General features: G+C 40.3%; 21 protein-coding genes. 10 read left to right on the top strand and 11 right to left on the bottom strand.

All coding sequences use genetic code 11. The annotated features are described in order from the left end of the window. Positions 1-42: 42 nt before the first annotated feature. On the bottom strand, positions 43-825 hold the full coding sequence (locus tag FTT88_RS03405) for a restriction endonuclease (RefSeq protein WP_180066330.1): 783 nt from the start codon (positions 823-825) through the stop codon (positions 43-45). A gap of 334 nt (positions 826-1159) precedes the next feature. Between FTT88_RS03405 and FTT88_RS03400 the strand changes: the two genes are divergently transcribed. Further along, the gene (locus FTT88_RS03400; RefSeq protein ID WP_067764607.1) at positions 1160-1516 is read left to right on the top strand and encodes a hypothetical protein; all 357 of its coding nucleotides are present in this window, start codon (positions 1160-1162) and stop codon (positions 1514-1516) included. 49 nt (positions 1517-1565) lie between these two features. On the opposite strand, the gene FTT88_RS03395 is transcribed toward FTT88_RS03400, so the two are convergent. Then, positions 1566-2189, bottom strand: coding sequence for a LysE family translocator (locus FTT88_RS03395; RefSeq protein ID WP_078192408.1), 624 nt, complete (start codon positions 2187-2189; stop codon positions 1566-1568). A gap of 171 nt (positions 2190-2360) precedes the next feature. Between FTT88_RS03395 and FTT88_RS03390 the strand changes: the two genes are divergently transcribed. Continuing rightward, on the top strand, positions 2361-2819 hold the full coding sequence (locus FTT88_RS03390) for a DIP1984 family protein (RefSeq protein ID WP_180004754.1): 459 nt from the start codon (positions 2361-2363) through the stop codon (positions 2817-2819). A gap of 238 nt (positions 2820-3057) precedes the next feature. On the opposite strand, the gene FTT88_RS03385 is transcribed toward FTT88_RS03390, so the two are convergent. After that, the gene (locus FTT88_RS03385) at positions 3058-3261 is read right to left on the bottom strand and encodes an NF038215 family lipoprotein (protein ID WP_180004753.1); all 204 of its coding nucleotides are present in this window, start codon (positions 3259-3261) and stop codon (positions 3058-3060) included. A 281-nt stretch (positions 3262-3542) separates the two neighbouring features. On the opposite strand from FTT88_RS03385, the gene FTT88_RS03380 reads away from it, so the two are divergent. After that, positions 3543-4433: a 1-aminocyclopropane-1-carboxylate deaminase/D-cysteine desulfhydrase gene (locus FTT88_RS03380; protein ID WP_180004752.1), complete on the top strand. Its 891-nt coding sequence runs from the start codon at positions 3543-3545 to the stop codon at positions 4431-4433. Between the two features lie 33 nt (positions 4434-4466). Beyond that, a complete protein-coding gene (locus tag FTT88_RS03375) occupies positions 4467-5666 on the top strand; it encodes an NAD(P)/FAD-dependent oxidoreductase (RefSeq protein WP_180004751.1) in 1200 nt (399 codons plus the stop codon). Between the two features lie 378 nt (positions 5667-6044). Here the strand turns inward: FTT88_RS03375 and FTT88_RS03370 are convergent, their stop codons facing one another. From FTT88_RS03370 to FTT88_RS03360, 3 genes are all read right to left on the bottom strand, one after another. Beyond that, positions 6045-6227 (bottom strand): hypothetical protein, encoded by a 183-nt coding sequence (locus FTT88_RS03370; RefSeq protein ID WP_180004749.1) that lies wholly within the window; start codon positions 6225-6227, stop codon positions 6045-6047. Positions 6228-6295: 68 nt separating this feature from the next. After that, complete coding sequence (locus FTT88_RS03365) at positions 6296-8074, bottom strand: mechanosensitive ion channel (RefSeq protein ID WP_180004748.1); 1779 nt, start codon at positions 8072-8074, stop codon at positions 6296-6298. A gap of 274 nt (positions 8075-8348) precedes the next feature. Beyond that, positions 8349-8627 carry a hypothetical protein gene (locus tag FTT88_RS03360; RefSeq protein WP_078191085.1) on the bottom strand — a complete coding sequence of 93 codons (279 nt, stop codon included), beginning with the start codon at positions 8625-8627 and terminating at the stop codon, positions 8349-8351. A 348-nt stretch (positions 8628-8975) separates the two neighbouring features. On the opposite strand from FTT88_RS03360, the gene FTT88_RS03355 reads away from it, so the two are divergent. From FTT88_RS03355 to FTT88_RS03335, 5 genes are all read left to right on the top strand, one after another. Beyond that, a complete protein-coding gene (locus FTT88_RS03355) occupies positions 8976-9398 on the top strand; it encodes a hypothetical protein (protein WP_078191199.1) in 423 nt (140 codons plus the stop codon). A gap of 337 nt (positions 9399-9735) precedes the next feature. Beyond that, on the top strand, positions 9736-10683 hold the full coding sequence (locus FTT88_RS03350) for a transporter substrate-binding domain-containing protein (RefSeq protein WP_180004747.1): 948 nt from the start codon (positions 9736-9738) through the stop codon (positions 10681-10683). Between the two features lie 70 nt (positions 10684-10753). Continuing rightward, entirely contained in the window at positions 10754-11497 is a 744-nt protein-coding gene (locus tag FTT88_RS03345) for an amino acid ABC transporter permease (protein WP_078191087.1), read from the top strand. Beyond that, positions 11497-12180 (top strand): ABC transporter permease subunit, encoded by a 684-nt coding sequence (locus tag FTT88_RS03340; protein WP_168378570.1) that lies wholly within the window; start codon positions 11497-11499, stop codon positions 12178-12180. Before FTT88_RS03345 ends, FTT88_RS03340 begins: the two co-directional genes overlap by 1 nt. Next, on the top strand, positions 12177-12920 hold the full coding sequence (locus FTT88_RS03335; RefSeq protein WP_078191089.1) for an amino acid ABC transporter ATP-binding protein: 744 nt from the start codon (positions 12177-12179) through the stop codon (positions 12918-12920). The genes FTT88_RS03340 and FTT88_RS03335 overlap by 4 nt, the downstream gene beginning before the upstream one ends. Before the next feature lie 430 nt (positions 12921-13350). On the opposite strand, the gene FTT88_RS03330 is transcribed toward FTT88_RS03335, so the two are convergent. Further along, complete coding sequence (locus FTT88_RS03330) at positions 13351-14112, bottom strand: ferredoxin--NADP reductase (RefSeq protein WP_180004746.1); 762 nt, start codon at positions 14110-14112, stop codon at positions 13351-13353. A gap of 85 nt (positions 14113-14197) precedes the next feature. On the opposite strand from FTT88_RS03330, the gene gigC reads away from it, so the two are divergent. Then, complete coding sequence (gigC, locus tag FTT88_RS03325; protein ID WP_078191091.1) at positions 14198-15082, top strand: LysR family transcriptional regulator GigC; 885 nt, start codon at positions 14198-14200, stop codon at positions 15080-15082. A 43-nt stretch (positions 15083-15125) separates the two neighbouring features. Here gigC and FTT88_RS03320 read toward each other — a convergent pair whose 3' ends face one another. From FTT88_RS03320 to nuoN, 4 genes are all read right to left on the bottom strand, one after another. Further along, positions 15126-15878: an excalibur calcium-binding domain-containing protein gene (locus tag FTT88_RS03320; RefSeq protein ID WP_180004745.1), complete on the bottom strand. Its 753-nt coding sequence runs from the start codon at positions 15876-15878 to the stop codon at positions 15126-15128. Positions 15879-15984: 106 nt separating this feature from the next. Next, positions 15985-16278 (bottom strand): cold shock domain-containing protein, encoded by a 294-nt coding sequence (locus FTT88_RS03315; RefSeq protein WP_078192288.1) that lies wholly within the window; start codon positions 16276-16278, stop codon positions 15985-15987. An 85-nt stretch (positions 16279-16363) separates the two neighbouring features. Beyond that, positions 16364-16999 (bottom strand): uracil phosphoribosyltransferase, encoded by a 636-nt coding sequence (gene upp, locus FTT88_RS03310; RefSeq protein WP_078191094.1) that lies wholly within the window; start codon positions 16997-16999, stop codon positions 16364-16366. 126 nt (positions 17000-17125) lie between these two features. Beyond that, a complete protein-coding gene (gene nuoN, locus FTT88_RS03305; RefSeq protein WP_180004744.1) occupies positions 17126-18670 on the bottom strand; it encodes an NADH-quinone oxidoreductase subunit NuoN in 1545 nt (514 codons plus the stop codon). Between the last annotated feature and the right edge of the window lie 3 nt (positions 18671-18673).

Raw genomic sequence — 18673 nt, 5'->3', positions numbered from 1 at the left:
GAGAGGGTTAGGGAGAGGTCTTCTTATAAATTTGAGATGATTTTATTCATTAGTTCTAATATTTTGAATTAATTCATATATAGCTTCTTGATCTGCTTTAAGTTCAACTAAAGATGGCTTAAAAACACCATCCATTATCATTTGATATTCAGCATTTAATAGCTTTTGATCCAACCAATTAAGATTCAAGTTTAACCATTGAACTAATTCAATAAAATCTTCAGCTAAATCATGTCCAACCTTTTCAATTAAATGTGTTCTTAAGTCAATTGGATACAAATTATTTTTAGCTTTTGTTAATACGTCAAATATTGTTAACAACAACCAAGCAACTGAGAACTTTGGAGTGTCATAAATTTCTTCTCTTAATTCATATTCTTTTCGTATAGATTTTTCATGTGAAAAATACCTTATTTCAAGTAGCCTTGCTCTTTGAATATATGTTTCTAAAATTTCATTTTGAATATAACTTTTAGTTTTAAAAATTAATTCATCTAAAGTGTAGAGTTCAATATTTGTATTTTTAGTAGCCTCTATTGCACCAGATTGGAAACCAATTTGTGAGATAATAAAACCCTTATCTGCTCCAATATCATCGACTATAGTGCGTAGGGCTAAAACTTTTTCTTTTGGAACTTTTGTTTTCCAATATTTTGCTTCAATCACCCATTTGATATTTGTACCTAAATATTTAGAAGTAACATAAACATCAATATCATGTTCGGTTCGAACACCAGTAATAGTCTCATTGGTAACAGCCTTTACTCCTAGACTACGAAAATGCTGTGCTATTTTTTCCTGAAAATCAAACCAATCTTTCGCCATTTTTTTCAATTTATTAAATATGTACTACTATAGATTATATTTTTTAATCAAACCCGCATACAAATTTTAACTCTTTCAAATATATACCTCTCCCTAACCCTCTCCTAAAAGGAGAGGGAAAATTCATTGTGACCCCAATGAAACCATTCATTCCAAACAACTAAAAGCTTTAAGCATTCACTATGCTAAAAAGAGCTAAAACTAAAATATTGACAAATCGCTCTATGAAAAAAACTACTTATTAAAATTAAAGTAAATTTAATTTATTGATATTTCACTATCTTTATATAAAATGTGCTCGCTTTTTATAATTTATTAATCTTAGGGGTACAACATGAAAAAATTATTGGTTGCAGCACTAGCAGTTTCGACAGTGGCTTTCACTGGCTGTTCAATCCGTATGGCGGATATGACTGTAGCTTCTACAAAAAACTATAATTTAAACTCAAATCAATTCGTAAAAGGTCAGCGCGTTACTGGTGAAGATAAAGTACCAGTTGTGTTATTCCCACTAGGTATTCCAAATTTCAAAACAGCAATTGACCGTGCTATCGAAAAAGACCGCTGTGCAGTTGCACTTTCAGACGTTGTTATCACTCAACTAAACCAAGCATTCCTTGTTGGTCAAATTGGCTATCGCGTTGAAGGTACACAAGTTATTGACCGTTCACAACCAGAATGCAACAAATAAAATTGCATAAAAAAGCTTCTATTCGTAGAGGCTTTTTTTTTTCGTTCAATCACTTCATACCAAAAATCAACTTTAAACCCAGCACTGTCATCACTGCCCCAGCTGCCCGATCAAAACCCGCTTTAAACTTCAAATAGACTTTACGTGGTTTTTCTGCTGACAAAGCTACAGCGACCAATGAGCACCACCCTGCATCGATAAAGAAACACAAAACTGGCAGTACAAAGTAAAAATACGTCGGAATGTCTTTCGGTAAAAGTGCCGTAAAAATACTGGCTAATACAATTGCAATTTTCGGATTCGACAACTGGGTAATTAAACCAGTCGTAAAGGCACGACGGAGTGACATCTGCGAGCTGCTGGCATCACCAGCTTCAATCGGTTCTTTGGCATGTTTTATAATTTTAAATGCCATCCAAAGCAGGTATAAACCACCACAAATTTTTAAAGCCAAATATGCGGAAGGTACAGCCAATAAAAATGCCTGCAAACCCAATACCGCTAAAAGCCCAAATATTGCAGCGCCCAATCCTGTACCAAGTGCAGTAAATAAACCGTGTTTACGTGAAATCGCAATGGAATTCTTCGCCACATAAATTGACGTTGGCCCCGGGCTCATTGCACCAAGTAATAGTGCTGCCGCAATCGAGCCTAATATCCAAAATGATTCCACTGTCACACCGTTTTCACTTAAATTCGTGGCAATTTTACAGATAGAATCTCTGAATTTCTCCCTATAATTTGCAGTGTTTATTTTAATTGACCAAATTTTTCACTATAAATAACTTGAATACTGCATTAATCCATCGCATGATCGCTAAAAGTACAAATTAATATCAAGACAATGAAATTAGCCGAAGCCCTACTTTTACGCAGTGACTTACAAACAAAATTGGCGTCGCTGCAACAACGAATCAATAACAACGTGCTCATTCAAGAAGGTGATGCACCTAGCGAAGAACCGAATGCTTTAATTCAAGAAGCATTTGCCGTAAATACAGAACTTTATGGCTTAATTGAAAAGATTCACGCCACCAATGCACAGGCTAAAACCAGTTCTGGACGCTCCGTGCTTTCAGTGCTCAATGAACGTGATTTATTGACCCAACAGCATCGTATCTTGCAACAAGCGATTGACAGCTCACGCCGTGAAAATGGTCGTTATAGCTCGAGTGAAATCCGTTGGATTAAAACCATTGCAGTGGCAGATTTACAGAAACAGGCCGATAGCATTAGTCAGCAACTTAGACAAAATAACTTAGAAATTCAGGCATCCAATTGGCAAATAGACCTGATAGATTGACCTGATTTAAGCATTTGAACCACGGTTCATTCCAGTTCGGGCATACTGGGCGAGTACAGAGCCTTTTTAAATGTTTGTAAGGCTTTAATCCAACAAACTAAACTGCAGAAGTAAGACGTCTACTTCAAAATGTTCACACATCTGACGTAGCACACTGCATCTGTGACTCTTTACATGTCACGTCTCACTACCGTGTACTGACAGTATGTCCACCCTAATTTTTTTACGGATCCATCTGCTAATCGTCATCTGCAGCGGCTTCATTGAGTGCAACATCTTCACGGGGCAATTTATAGTCATGGTCATTTACAGGGACACCACCAATGATCATGGTGCGATGTTCATTTTGAGGACGATGCAATTCGTCTGTCGTATCACAGCCAACCATCCAAAAACTGTACAGGCACAGCATAGGCAGCACAGCCCGACTTAATTTGCTCATTGGATGCCCTCCATTTTTATAATTATCTTGCTTATAAAATCAGCATAGCATTTTTGTGTAGATATTCACCTTATTTATCTGCCGATTTAGGGTTAATTGTCAGGAATGATGTCTCTATGTCGTTTCCTATACTAATCATAGAATCATATGATATGTGCTGATATAAACGGAATCGTTCTCTTGGTAAACTAAATATACTCAACAGGATTTCATCTTCTGCACCTGCCGTTTTACAATGCCTACCTATTTGACCTCTAACCACCAAGATAACGATCACCAACATGTTTGAATCTATTGCCCACGCCATTCCTGAGCAGACTATTCAATATCAAGGGGTTGATTTGTGTATTAAGCGTTTGGACTTGGTACACCCCCAAATATCGGGCAATAAATTTTATAAACTTAAATATAATTTTATTGAGGCGCAGAAATTAGGGTTTAAACAGGTGCTTAGCTTTGGTGGTGCTTATTCAAATCACATTGCAGCCACTGCATTTGCTGCACATTTATTTGGATTCGGTAGTCTAGGCATCATCCGTGGGGAAGAATTACAACATCAAGCCCGAAATCCTACTTTAGCCACCGCCGAACGGTTTGGTATGCAGCTCAGTTTTGTCACACGCCAAAAGTATCGTGAACAGAAACAAGCTGACGCTTTAGCGCAATTACGACAGCAATATCCCGAACATTATGTCATTCCTGAAGGTGGAACCAATGCGTTGGCTATCCGTGGCTGTACGGAAATCTTAAATCACGAAAATCAACAAAATTTTGATCTCATCTGCTGTGCAGTCGGTACAGGTGGAACCATAACGGGCTTGATTGAAGCCAGTGCTGAACATCAACATGTTCTAGGTTTTTCAGCGCTCAAAGGCAATTTTCTTTGCGACGATGTTGCTCAGTTGACACAGAAAACCAATTGGAGCATCAGTGATGAATTTTGCTGTGGTGGCTATGCCAAAACAACGCTGGAACTTTTAGAGTTTATGCAGGACTTTGAACAACGCTATGCGATCCCATTAGAACAGGTTTATACGGCTAAAATGCTGCGAGGTATTTTCGGCATGATTGAGCGGGGTCAGATTACAAACCATCAGCGTGTTTTAGTGATCCATACTGGTGGCCTACAAGGTCGCTTGAAAGGTTCAACCGAAGCGCTAAAAAGCGTATAATCCTGCGTCCTTTCTTCCATGCGGAAACTTACCATGTCGCAAAATCAATATGATGTCCTTGTTTTAGGTGCTGGTGCATCAGGCTTAATGACGGCATATAAAGCGGCGCAGCGTGGACGCAAAGTTTTGGTGGTTGAAAAAGCTAATAAAGTTGGCAAAAAAATCCTAATGTCTGGCGGCGGTAAATGCAATTTCACCAATTTGTATGTCGAACCAGAAAATTATATTTCACATAATCCGCACTTTGTTATTTCGGCATTAACTCGCTATACCAACTGGGACTTCATTGGTATGGTCTGCGAATATGGCATTGAGTACGAAGAGCGCAAACATGGGCAGTTATTTACCCAAAATGGTGCAAAAGAAATTCTCGCCATGCTATTGGCAGAATGTGACAAAACAGGCTTGGTGGATATTAAAACCAACTGTGAAGTAAAAGCAGTCAATGCCTTGCCAGAACAAGGCTTTCAAGTGGCAACCAATCTAGGCTATTTTGAAGCAGAATCGGTGGTTATTGCCACTGGTGGTCTTTCTATTCCTACTTTAGGTGGTTCAGGAATTGGCTATGAGATTGCCAAACAATTTGGTCATTCTGTCTACCCCACTCGCGCTGGCTTAGTACCCTTCACTTTCTCCGATAGTTTTAAAGAAGTCACCACACGCTTGAGCGGCAATGCTGTTGAAGCCACGTTATCGAATGAGTTAAACAGTTTTACTGAGGCTCTACTCTTTACTCACCGTGGTTTAAGTGGCCCAAGCTCATTGCAGCTTTCAAACTACTGGGATGTCGGCCAATGCTTTAATATCAATTTCCTGCCAACTTTAGATGTTTTAGATTTCCTCAAATCTAAGAAAACTAGTCAACCGAAAGTGTTACTGCGTACACTGTTCAATGAACACTTACCGAAAAGTGTAGTTATAGAATTACAAAATCTGATTTGGCCTGAACAAGCTGAATTAGCCATTGGCAATATCAGTGATGAAAAACTGGAACTTATTGCAAGCCGTTTAGAAAGCTTTGAAGTGAAGCCATCAGGCACTGAAGGTTACCGTACTGCTGAAGTTACACTCGGTGGTGTGGATACCACTGAAGTCTCATCAAAAACCATGGAAAGTAAAAAACAAAAAGGCTTGTACTTTATTGGCGAAGTGCTCGATGTAACGGGGCATTTAGGTGGATACAACTTCCAATGGGCATGGGCTTCTGCGCATGCCGCTTCTGAATACGTCTGATCTCTACATAGAATTAATTAATCATAATCCGCAGATGAACTCTGCATAAAAAAGGGCTGATTCATTCAGCCCTTTTTCTTGCCCGATCTGACTTATTCAAGATAGTCGGTTTTAAATAATGATACTGACGACGACGAAGTTCGTTGAATTGTCATATCCATTTTTTCAACAGCAACTGAAATATGTTGTGGTTGCACGCTTGCGGTTTGTTTGAGTGTCGAAACTAAAGTATTGAACATTGAAATTACCCCCATTTTGCCATTCCTTTGCACGGATCATAGGTGTCATTCATGACAGCAATATGAATCCTAAGTTTTTATATTTTAAGTAATATTCCATATATCACTATTACTTAAAATACCAATTTTCGGGTAAATTTCAATCATTATTTTTGGACTGATTGGTATAATTTTTTTCACTGTTTAGCGGTGATTGTTCTGTCTGCTCCAAATCAGTGCGTTTTGGTTTTGTAAAAATAAAGCGTCGTGCGCTCGCCAAAAAACCCACCGTGATCCCTGCAATAATCACTGGGGCTAAAAATTTATTCGGTGCTTTTGCCATACAATATTCCTTATAGAGCATTAAAATCGACCACTTAAGCGTGGCCGATTTTCTAAAGACGGAACAGGTTAATTAGGGTCATCTGGTTTTGGCGGAGTTACAGGTGCCGAAGGTGCATCGACCTCTTTTTCAGCCTCACCTGTCGAACCAAATGGATTATTTGGTGGTTGATCACTCGGGTTTACATCCAACTGATCTGGCGTGGCCGTTTCTTTTTCACTGACACCGGGAGCAGCCTGTTGAATGTTTGGATAGCCATCATCGGTTTTCACTTCAGAAGTCATCACAGATGTTGATGGCGTTGGACTCGCTGTAGACGATGTTGGCGTATTAAAGGTGGTTTTTGCCTTCGCCTGTTCCTGTACTGGATTCGGTTCGTTGGCTTCACGTTTTGCTTTATCAATAAGATCTGATAACAATCGTTCCGCTGGATTGCGACCGCCTAAACCAAAGGCCAAAGCAAATGCAACAGCAACCGCACCAAGCGTTAAACCAAAGGCCAAATTCACGATCGAGTCGGCAATACCCATGGCACGCAAGCCCATGGCTACAACCAAGCCCATAATCAGCACACGGACCAAATTACCTAACCAACGTGAACTGTTATATTCCCCTCGTTGCACCACATTTGCCACAATATTGGCAAGCCAGAAACCCACAACCAAGATCACGGCACCAAGTAAAATACTTGCACCGAACTGGATAAACATGGCAATCAAGGCACTGATTTGCTCAAAGCCTAAACGGTTAGCAGCTTCAGATACCGCAAACAACATTGTGAAAAATACAATGAGGCAACCGACAACATCCGACACTTTGGTTTTGCCCAAAAAGCGTTGTATGTCTAATTTTTCTGGTACAGCATCAACACCTGTACCCGAGATCACATCCACAACTAGACGCGCTACAAAGCGTGACACCACATAGGCCAAGATTAAGATTAAACCTGCGGCAATGATGTTCGGTATCGCATACATGATCTCATGTAACATGGCTGTTGCAGGCTGAGAAATCGCCTCGATACCAAGTGCTTCGAAAGCCACAATTAATGCAGTGATAATGACTATAGCAAAGACAAAATTACCCAAAACTTGAGCAAGTTTTGCGTTTTTAAACATGCCCACTTTTTCGACTTGCTGCTGCAAACTCAAACTGTTCACCAAGCCTTCCACGATACCTCGCACAATCTTCGCCAAAATATAACCCACAAAGACGATGACACCGGCAATAAAGATATTGGGAAGATAAGAAACAACTTCAGTGACCATATTTTGGATTGGGAACAATAGACCGTTCAAACCCAAGATCGATAAAACAATCGGTAGGAAAAGTAACAAAATCAGCCAATATACAATTTCACTGATATTTTGACTGATAGGGCTGACGCCAACCTCAGAACTAAGTTTTTCATCGAGTTGGGTTTTATCAAGCAGTTTTTTTGAACCGACTTTGACCAAACTCGCCACGATCCAACCAATAAAACCCACGGCTACCGCAGCCAAGAGCTGTGGAATAAATAACAAGAACTGCTGAATCATATTACTGAATGGGCCACTGACACTGGTCAAATTCAGCACATTGAGCGCACCAATGACGGCAATGATCAAAATAATCCAGAACACTACTCTGGAGACTATATTTTCAACATTGGAACGGTGCCCAGTTGCATTTGAAAGTTTTTGATTTGTACCTAATTGTTGCAGAACTTTTTTGACGCCAGCAGCAATCAATAAAGCAATGACCCAACCAATCAGGAGAATTGCTACTGCACTTAAAATGGGGTGAAACTGTTCCCAATAATACATGGCATCAAAACGGCCACGCGGACCACCCAGATAATCATTCATACGTTCGCCCTCATTGTTATACATGATCTGTTGTTATGTGCATTTTTACGTATGCCGCGATATCACACAGCATTGGTGCTTTAAACTTGAGCTTTCTTTTCCACCTTAGTTTTTGCGTATTTTTTAATCAACCAAAGTATGCATAACTCCAACAAAAGCTCACAATTGAATGTAAAAAAGCCTTGGCATAACCAAGGCTTTATTTGTGTCATTCTGATGAGATGCTTAAGGTTCAGATCTTGCAATCATGTAAATCTGTCTCATGTATTTATCATCAATGATCTGTCGCAGTTGCTGTATTTGAATCATTGGCAACAGCTTCATCCCCCGCTGTACCGCTAGTCGTATCATTGGCAGTTGCAGTTTGTGCATTCGGTGCAGGATGATCAGGTGGTGCATCCGAAGCAGACGGTTTCATATCTGCAAACATATAAAATAATAACGCGATTAAGAAGATACCCACTAAAATTAGCATATACACTGGGATACGTTTTTTTTGTGTTGTTTCTTCTGCGCTGGTGGTATGGGGCGGTTTATTAAAATCGTGTGTCATATTCCCCTCGCTATTTTGTTGTTCGTCGTTCACTTTTTATACTAGCAATACAATATCCTTTGTTGTGTGAAGAACAATTACAATCCGTGAAAACATGTAACTTGAAAGATCAGTTCAATTTACATCCGTTTTTCTGTTTAGATAGTTCCCTTAATTTTAGATTTAAAATCAATCGCTAAGGTAAAAATATCGGAGCATGAAATGAATGTACCATTTCAATCGTATTCATTTTCAGAGTATCAAGTGTTGCAAAAATAAATGCTTTTTTGAGCTAGATGGAATTCTCTGCTTTTGATGAATGAAATGAGCTATAATCATGCACCTTATTTTTCACCTGTTATCAAATCTATGGCGTACCATCAACAAGGTGTAACGCTTGATCTTGACACTGACGTCACTCATCAATGTTCCCTTCATTACACTCGTGATCAGCATCTTATTGGCATTATTGAATTTAGTAAGCCAAGTTATGTGTTGAAATGGGGTGATTTGGAATATTTCCGCCGACGTACTGAAGAGTTTTCAGTGATGCCATTCCCTGAATGCATCAATGCGATGGTGATTGATATTCGAAATATTGCGGCTTTTTTAGATAATGAAGTGCCTATTATTCCTTGGCGCTTGCTCGAAGAAGAATGCCCGATTCGCTTAGTTGTTCCCCAAGATCGACTGGAGCATTATGCTGGCTTTTTTGAACCGACTTGGTTGACTTCCGACGTAGACACAGCGATTCAAGAAATTCGTGAATTTATGGATATGTTTGTGCATTAACACGGAGATTAAACTAAAGTTTAATCCCGAAAACCTCCATTTGGAGGTTTTTTTATGCCCTTTTATTTTCATTATCTATTTCACAATAAATATAATTCATTTAATATTCAATCACTTATAACAAATTTACTTATAAAAAATCTTCATAACTTGTCCCATTTCTTAGTAACAATTCGGCAATAAATTTTGCTTGAGCCTTGTTCGATTTATCACCTAAGATGTAGAAAATGATCTCTTTTTTATTGTTGAAACATTCTTAAAAACAAAGCAATAAAACTAAATACGTAACAAGATCATAAAAAGTGGATATTAAATCAGGGTAAAAGGAGTTTTAACGATGACGTCAAAAAAACATTTAGCAACTTTGTTCTGTGCAAGTGCGCTCACTTTAGGGCTTAGCGCATGTAGTGACAATAAAGCACCTACAACGGATAAAGCTGCAGGAAGTGAAGCTGCTGTTTCTGACTCAGGGACTTTAGATAAGATCAAAAAATCGGGCACGATTGTTTTAGGCTATCGCGATTCATCGATTCCATTTTCATATATCGCAGATAATCCAAACCAACCTGTGGGTTATGCGCATGATCTTCAATTAAAAGTAGTTGAAGCAGTAAAAAAACAATTAAATCTTCCCGATTTAAAAATCCGTTATAACTTAGTGACCAGCCAAAACCGAATTCCATTAGTTTCTAATGGCACCGTCGACTTAGAGTGTGGTTCAACCACCAACAATAAAGAACGCCAACAACAAGTTGATTTCTCAACAGGTTTCTTTGAAGTGGGTTCACGCTTACTTACTGCAAAAGACTCTGGGATTAAAGACTTCGCTGACCTTAAAGGTAAAAAATTAGTCACCACGGCAGGAACTACATCTGAGCGTTATATTCGTCAACATGAAAAAGAGTTAGGTATTGGTGAAGTCATTTCTGCCAAAGACCACGCTGAGTCTTTCCTCATGCTACAAAATGGTCGTGCAGCGGCATTTATGATGGATGATATTTTGCTGGCGGGTGAAAAATCGAAAGCCAAAGATCCAAACAAATGGGAAATCGTGGGTACAGCACCGATTCAAGAAATTTATGGTTGTATGCTACGTAAAGGCGATACTGGCTTTAAACAAGTGGTTGATGATGCAATCAAAGCGACCTATAGCTCTGGTGAAATCAATGACATGTATAAAAAATGGTTCCAAACGCCAATTCCACCAAAAAATATCAATTTGAATTTCCCGATGTCTGATCAATTAAAAGCATTGATTAGCAATCCACATGACCGTGACGAATAACTTTCCCTAAACATTCTAAAGATGCTTAAGCCAAACGGATTTTGGCTTAAGCTCATTATAGGGAGTTCCTATGAATTATAGCTGGAATTGGGGTGTGCTGTTCCAATCTACTGGTGTAGGTGATTCGACCTACCTGAATTGGATTTTAATTGGAATCGGCTGGTTGTTTGTCATCGCTTTGGTGGCATGGAGCATTGCGATGGTGCTCGGCAGCATCTTGGGTATTATGCGTACCCTACCGAGTCCTGTAGCACGAGGTATTGGTACTGCCTACGTGACTATTTTCCGAAATGTACCCTTATTGATTCAACTGTTTATTTGGTTCTATGTTGTACCTAACTTCCTCCCTGCTGCGATTAAAAGCTGGTGGATGAATGACCTTGGGGCAAATACGACCGCCCTAATTTCTGCAAGTGTCGGCTTGGGTCTATTTACAGCTGCACGGGTCTGTGAGCAAGTCAGGACAGGTATTGAAGCGCTTCCTTTGGGGCAAACCAATGCAGGTTATGCCATGGGATTTAGCACGGCTCAACTTTACCGCTATGTGATCTTACCGCAGTCATTCCGCACGATTTTGCCACCCCTCAGCTCTGAGTTGACCAACTGTGTCAAAAACACCTCAGTTGCGTCTTTGGTCGGTGTTGCAGAAATCATTTCACAGATGAAAACCATCAGTGAATACACGCAAAACACCATCGAAATTTATACCTACGTCACCATTATTTTCATCGTGATCAACATCTGTTTAATTGGTTTCATGAATTTTCTGGAAAAACGCCTACGCGTTCCTGGCTTAATTGCAGGAGATAAATAATGGAATGGCTCAGTTCTTTTATTCAAGACCTCCAAGCGTCTGGCCCTGCACTATGGCATGGTTTCAGCATCACGCTAAAAGTGGTGATCACGGCAACCATTGGTGGTGTCTTTATTGGGACTTTATTGGCGTTGATGCGCCTGTCCTCGATTAAAGTATTTAATATTTTTGCTAAAGGCTATGTGAACCTTTTTCGTTCTATTCCTTTGCTCTTGGTGCTGATGTGGTTCTACTTTGCCGTACCCTTTATCTACACAGGGATCACCGGTAACTATCTGACGATTGATACTGCCCTCGTTTCGAGTATCGTGGCCTTCATGCTATTTGAAGCGGCTTACTTTTCAGAGATTGTCCGTGCTGGGATTCAATCAATTCCTAAAGGTCAAACTTCTGCAGCTTATGCTCTCGGTATGAGTTATAGCCAAGCAATGCGCTTAATTATTTTGCCGCAATCTTTTCGCAAAATGACGCCACTTCTCTTACAACAAACCATCATTCTGTTCCAAGATTCAACCATGGTTTATGCCATCGGACTGTTAGACTTTTTCCGCACCAACTATGTTCGAGGCGACCTTATGTCATTGTTAACTCAATACATTCTGTTTGCTGGTTTGGTGTATTTCACTATTAGTATGATCGCTACCTATGCAGTTAAAAAATTACAACGGAGGTTAAGTGTATGACCGATCAAAAAACGATGATTGACCTCCAAAATGTCAGTAAATGGTATAAAGATTTTCAAGTGCTTACCGATTGCACGACTCAAATTAAACAAGGTGAAGTGGTTGTGGTGTGTGGGCCTTCTGGCTCAGGTAAATCAACGCTCATTAAAACCGTTAATGGACTTGAGCCTTTTCAGGCCGGTACGATTTTAGTCGACGGTATTTCCATTAATGACCCAAAAACCGATTTAAATAAATTGCGTAGTCGTGTCGGCATGGTATTCCAGCACTTTGAATTGTTTCCACATTTATCCATTACCGAAAACCTGACTATTGCGCAGGTTAAAGTCTTGGGTCGATCAGAAGCCGAAGCCAAGAAAAAAGGTTTGGCTTATTTAGACCGTGTGGGTTTAAGTGCGCATGCCGCTAAATTCCCTGCACAATTATCAGGTGGACAGCAACAACGTGTTGCCATTGCACGTGCGCTCAGTATGGACCCGATTGCCATGTTGTTTGATGAGCCGACTTCGGCACTTGATCCAGAGATGATTAACGAAGTGCTTGATGTCATGGTGGGTCTTGCCAAAGAAGGTATGACCATGATGTGTGTAACCCATGAGATGGGCTTCGCGCGTCAGGTTGCGGACCGTGTGATCTTTATGGATCAAGGAAAAATTGTGGAAGACTGCAGCAAAGATGATTTCTTTAATGCCCCTCGTGGTGAACGAGCGCAGCAGTTCTTAAATAAAATTCTGCATTAAAATAAAAACGTTTATTTAACTGATGTTACGCAGTAACATCAGAAGCGTAATTTGATTCAAATAAAAGTACGATACGCGGTAACGTCATCCGCAAGTGTTTGAGATAGGACTTCTTCAAATCAAAAATATTTTTGCGATACTTTAGATAATTAGACGCTAGTGAACGAGTTTTGCGGTGAGGAGCACTGCTCCGCAAGATGGTTTCCTTGCGAAGCTTCGCTTCTCATTTTGCCTAATGAGAAGCGTGCTTCGTAAGAGTACCTCCAGCCGAAGGCTAATGACTTTATTCATTCCCTTGATGTAAGACTCCGTCGAATTGGCTTAACAATCATTTTAAAAATGCAAAATTACTTTCGCATGCATAACATCAGTTATTTATTTTCCGAAAATAAAAAAGCTCATCCATCGATGAGCTTTTTTTCATGGCAGATTACCAATAATTTTCTACAGCAATATTGCCTTCACCACGACGGTTCATGGTCAAACCACGCGCTTTTAAGGCCGCCTTGGTGTCATCAACCATTTGTGGATTACCACACAGCATGACATGCGTCGTATCAACATTAAACGCTAAGCCTGCCGCCTGTTCTAACTCGCCATTTTCAATTAAAACTGGTAGACGGTCATGCAGCGGTGCATTTGGATCACGTGTCACAATAGGAATAAATTTGAAGCCCGTATGCCCTTCACCAAAGGTCTCAGCGATTTCTTGAATCCGCTCTACATAAGCCAGTTCTGATACGGTGCGCACACTGTAGACTAGATTAATTTTTTCGTATTTAGACCACGTTTCAAAGTCTTGTAGCATTGATAAAAATGGTGCAAGACCCGTTCCTGTCCCCAACAGCCATAAGTCCTTCGGCAATGGCAACTGATAACGCGCCAAGGTGAGGAAGCCATAAGGGACTTTTTCTAAATACAGCTCATCGCCCACTTGTAGATGCTGCAAATTTGAAGTAAACGCACCATCTGGAACGACGATAGAGAAAAACTCTAAAGTTTCATCAAAAGGGGACGACACCACAGAATAGGCACGAACCACCAATTCATCGCCCACTTTCAAGCCGATTCGTGCGAACTGACCAGCGGTAAATTTAAAATGCGCAGGGCGTGTCATGGTAAAACTGAACAAAGTATTGGTCCAACGGTGTACAGATAAAACCTTTTCTAAGCTAAATTTTTCAATTGACATGATTTGAACGTGGCGTGACAGACTGTGCTCATGTTAGCATGACAGCATAATTTATTAATATTTTTTAAATGTTAAGGCCTGATTCATGCGCATGACTTTACGCCAGTTGGCTGTTTTTGTAGCAGTCGCTCAAGAAGGTACCGTTACCAAAGCCAGTGATGCTGTCAAACTTACTCAAAGTGCAGCAAGTATGGCATTGGCAGACCTCGAAGATGGTCTCGGTGCTCCACTGTTTGACCGACTTGGTAAACGCTTGCAATTGAATGACTTGGGTCGTTTTTTATTGCCACAAGCTTTGGAAATTTTAGGTCGCTGTGAAGCTTTTGAACAAGCAGCGAAAGGCGAACTACAAAGTATTGATCTGCGTTTGGGCGCTACCCTAACTATCAGTGACTACTTGATGCCAGACCTCATGGCAGATTTCTTACAAATTCAGCCTCAAGCACATTTACAACTTCAAGTCGGCAATACCCGCCAAATGATTGAAGCGGTAAACCAATTTCAGTTGGATTTGGCCTTAATTGAAGGTTCATGCCATCTGCCACAGTTGCAATGTATTCACTGGCGTGACGATGAACTTGCCGTGTGCTGTTCACCAGAGCACCCTTTAGCGAAGTTGGATCGTGCACTCACTGCAGCTGACTTTGATAACGTGGAATGGATCTTACGTGAAGAAGGTTCAGGCACACGTGAAGTATTTGACAACGCAATTTTAAAAGACCTGCCAGATGCCAATATACGTTTAACCTTGGGTCATAACGAAGCCATTCTAAAAATCGTGGCAGGTGGTCTTGGTATGTCATGTATTTCTAAACTGGCAATTGAGCCTTTACGTGAAAAAGGCCAATTGGTGGTTTTAGATACGCCGTTTTGGCAACTTGCCCGTCCATTATTTATGTTGGTACATCGTCAGAAATACCAAGGACCGGGTCTCAAAGCCTTTATGCAATTTTGTGAAAAATCTGTCTAAATAAAAAAAGCGCCTAATGGCGCTTTTTTTGTGAATGCTTCCATTACCACCTAGAATCATTCTCACAAGCAATACCGTCATTATCACCATCCATCTTCGTGTTTGGACAATTCTTAATAAACCACTGAGCTTCATCTCTTGAGCGCATTTGACTGCAATGCTGTCGTCCATCACAACTAAACTGAGCTTTTTCTACTGCCCTTGGCGAATCACTTGAAGAAGGTGCCTGCGCAGTGTCTTGAACAACAGACTGAGCGTGCGTTGAAGCTGTTCCGTATAGGTTTTTTTCACCTTGCTCAGACAGCACCCGATCGGGTAAATCCCCCTGAGCTTTACGTTGTTCTTTTACGATGTTTTCATTTTCTTGCATGAGCTGTTGTAAATGTAGCTGCTTCTGTTCTTGGTACTGCTGATATTTCCCATATACAGCCACAGCTAATACTACAATTACAATGAGTCCAATCATGCTGAAGATTTTACTGCCCCAGACTGTGCCTTTGGCTGTATCGTGAGGAGTAGCTTGGTCATTCACTCGATCCGACCTTGATTCAAATGACGGATTTATCTGTTCATGAGTGGACTGCTCTTTTTTCAAATCTAAACGGATGATATTTACCGCTTTAAATTTACCTCGATCTGCTTCAATCCTGTATTTGAGATTTTCTCCAACACGTGGTTCGATGTGTCGGCTAGGAAAATCACGAATATGAAAAAATAAATCCTGTGCTTGATCTTGTTGTATAAATCCAAAGCCGCGCTCAACGTTATAGCTTTTGATTTTCCCCTCTTTAAACATAAAAATTGTCTCTCACATTTTCTTTTAATGCTCTTATGATAATAAAAAAGAGGTCCTATAGACCTCTTTTTTATTTCAAAGATTTCCATGAAATCTTAAAATCACATTATTTACGCAAATTCGAAAGCAAAGCTGAAGTAATTGACTGGTTATTTGCCACTACTTTAGATTTTTTAGCTTTTGCAGATTTGTCTTCTTCACGCTCAATGTTTATGGCTTTATAACGATCACCATTTTTCACCACATTAAATTTCACACGATCATTACGTTTTGGCTCGACACCATCTGCGGGAAAGTCAGAGATATGGAAAAATACATCACCTTCTTCACATGAAAGAAAGCCAAAGCCCTTTTCAGGATTGTACTGCTTCACCTTACCTTTATATTGTTCGGACTTCATAAAGTACCCTATTCCATTTATGCCAATGTCTTTAGTATATAAAAAAGAGGCTATAAAAGCCCCTTTTCTGTTCATGATGCAAAAATTAGTCTTTTTGAACTGAACCGAAAATTTTATCGCCTGCATCGCCAAGACCAGGAACGATATAACCGTTTTCATTTAAACCTTGGTCTACAGATGCTGTATAAATGGTCACATCTGGGTGAGCTTCATTCACACGTTTAATGCCTTCTGGAGCTGCTACAAGCACCATGACACGAATATCTTTACAACCACTGGCTTTTAGAACGTCAATAGCAGCGACGAGCGATGAACCTGTTGCAAGCATTGGGTCAATAATCATGGCTAAACGGTTTTGTACGTCTGGTACTAATTTTTTGTAGTAAGTACGCGCTTCTAAAGTTTCTTCGTCACGCTCTAAACCCAATACAGATACTTTTGCACTTGGAATCAGGTTTAAGAAACCATCCAACATACCAATACCTGCACGTAAAATCGGTACGACTGTTATTTTTTTACCGGCAATACGATCTACAGTTACTTTACCATTCCAACCATCAATTTCATGATCGACCATTGGTAAATCTTTCGTTGCTTCATAAGTCAGAAGCATAGTCACTTCTTGAGCAAGCTCACGGAAGTTTTTAGTACTAATATCTGCACGACGAAGTAAGCCGAGTTTATGTCGAATAAGCGGATGACGGATTTCATGGATAGCCACGGGAGAACACCTAAAAGGTTAAGATAAAATTTCAACCATTATAAAGCTATTTAACAAATGATAAAAATAAAAAAGCCCCCTTTACAGGAGGCTTTTTTGTAATAAGCAAATTAATTGCTTAATTCATTAGTTAAAACCACTCTGAATTAAGCTAAAAATGAACTGTTGTAATTCAGGTGAAATCGCAAAGTATGCCACTTGAGATAATGCAATGATTGGATCTGGATATACACCGATCAACAACACAAGTGCAGCTGCGCCAAGCACCATAATACCACCCACTTTTTGACCCCAATGATCGACAGCATCGATACGTGGGTTTTCCGGTGGAGTCATGTACATCACAATCATCACACGTAGGTAGTAGTACAAACCGATACCTGAACCAAGGATAACCATCGCAGCTAAGAACCATGAACCACCAGCAACTGCTGTTTTGATCACAAGGAACTTACCAATAAAGCCCGCTGTTAATGGGATACCTGCAAGAGATAACATCATGACAGTCAGTGTTGCAGTCAACACTGGACGACGCCAGAACAAACCACGGTACTCCGCAAGGCTACCTGCTTCGTCTTTGTTGTTGTAAGGGCTAGACATCAGTGTCACAACACCGAACGCACCAATCGTTGTTAATACATAAGTAATCACATAGACGTTGACGCTGCTGAATGTTGCAAAGCCTTGTACTTGAACAAAGTCAGTATTACGTGCACTGACAATCGCAACAAGTAAGTAACCAAAGTGAGCGATTGAAGAGTATGCAAGGATACGTTTCAAGTTCACTTGACGTACTGCTAGTAAGTTACCCGCAAGGATAGACAATACTGCAATGATGGTCACGATCGTGATGAAGCTGTCAGAAAGGATTAAGCCAGAAGCCAAGAAGTAACGAACGAATAGACCGATCATTGCCACTTTAGCCACAGTCGCTAAGAATGTCGCGATTGGCGCTGGCGCACCTGCATACACGTCTGGTGTCCATTTGTGGAATGGCGCAAGAGACAATTTAAATGCAACAGCAAAAACAATCAGTGCAAGACCAAGGACTACACCCGGTTGGCTGAATGTTGTGAACATTTTGCCTGGTTCAGCAACGAATGCCATTGTACCTGTGTACGCATATACATAAGCCATACCCATCAACAACATCGCAGAAGCAGTTGCTGAAAGCACCAAGTATTTCACACCCGCTTCAAGCGACTGTGAACGTTGGTGTGTATAAGCCAATAGGCCGTATACAGGAATCGACATTAGTTCAAGGCTGATAAAGAAAGACGCATAGTGCGAACTTGCAACCATTAACAATGCACCCGTTACAGAGCACAGCATCAAGATATAAAGTTCTTCACGGTTATCTTTATAGGTTTCGATATACGCATGTGACAATGTGCAGCAAGCAAGTGCTGCAATCAAAATCACGAATTGGTACAACATCGTAAATGGATCTACGATGAACAAATTCATTACGTTTGCAGGTGCATACTGCCCTGCAACGAAAACAAAAATAATATAAAAGGCTGCAAGGTTCAGACCGATAACGGAAGTCGTTGCAACTAAATTGTGGTTACGCTTGATTGCAATTAGCAACATCACGACGATCGCAGTTAAAGCCACGATCATCACAGGAGCTAATGGCATAAGCTCAGAAAATGACATTGTGAAGTCCATGGC

Source organism: Acinetobacter sp. YH01024, assembly GCF_013420195.1.
GTDB classification, from domain to species: Bacteria; Pseudomonadota; Gammaproteobacteria; order Pseudomonadales; family Moraxellaceae; genus Acinetobacter; species Acinetobacter amyesii.
This window is presented reverse-complemented; position numbering and strand designations above follow the sequence as displayed.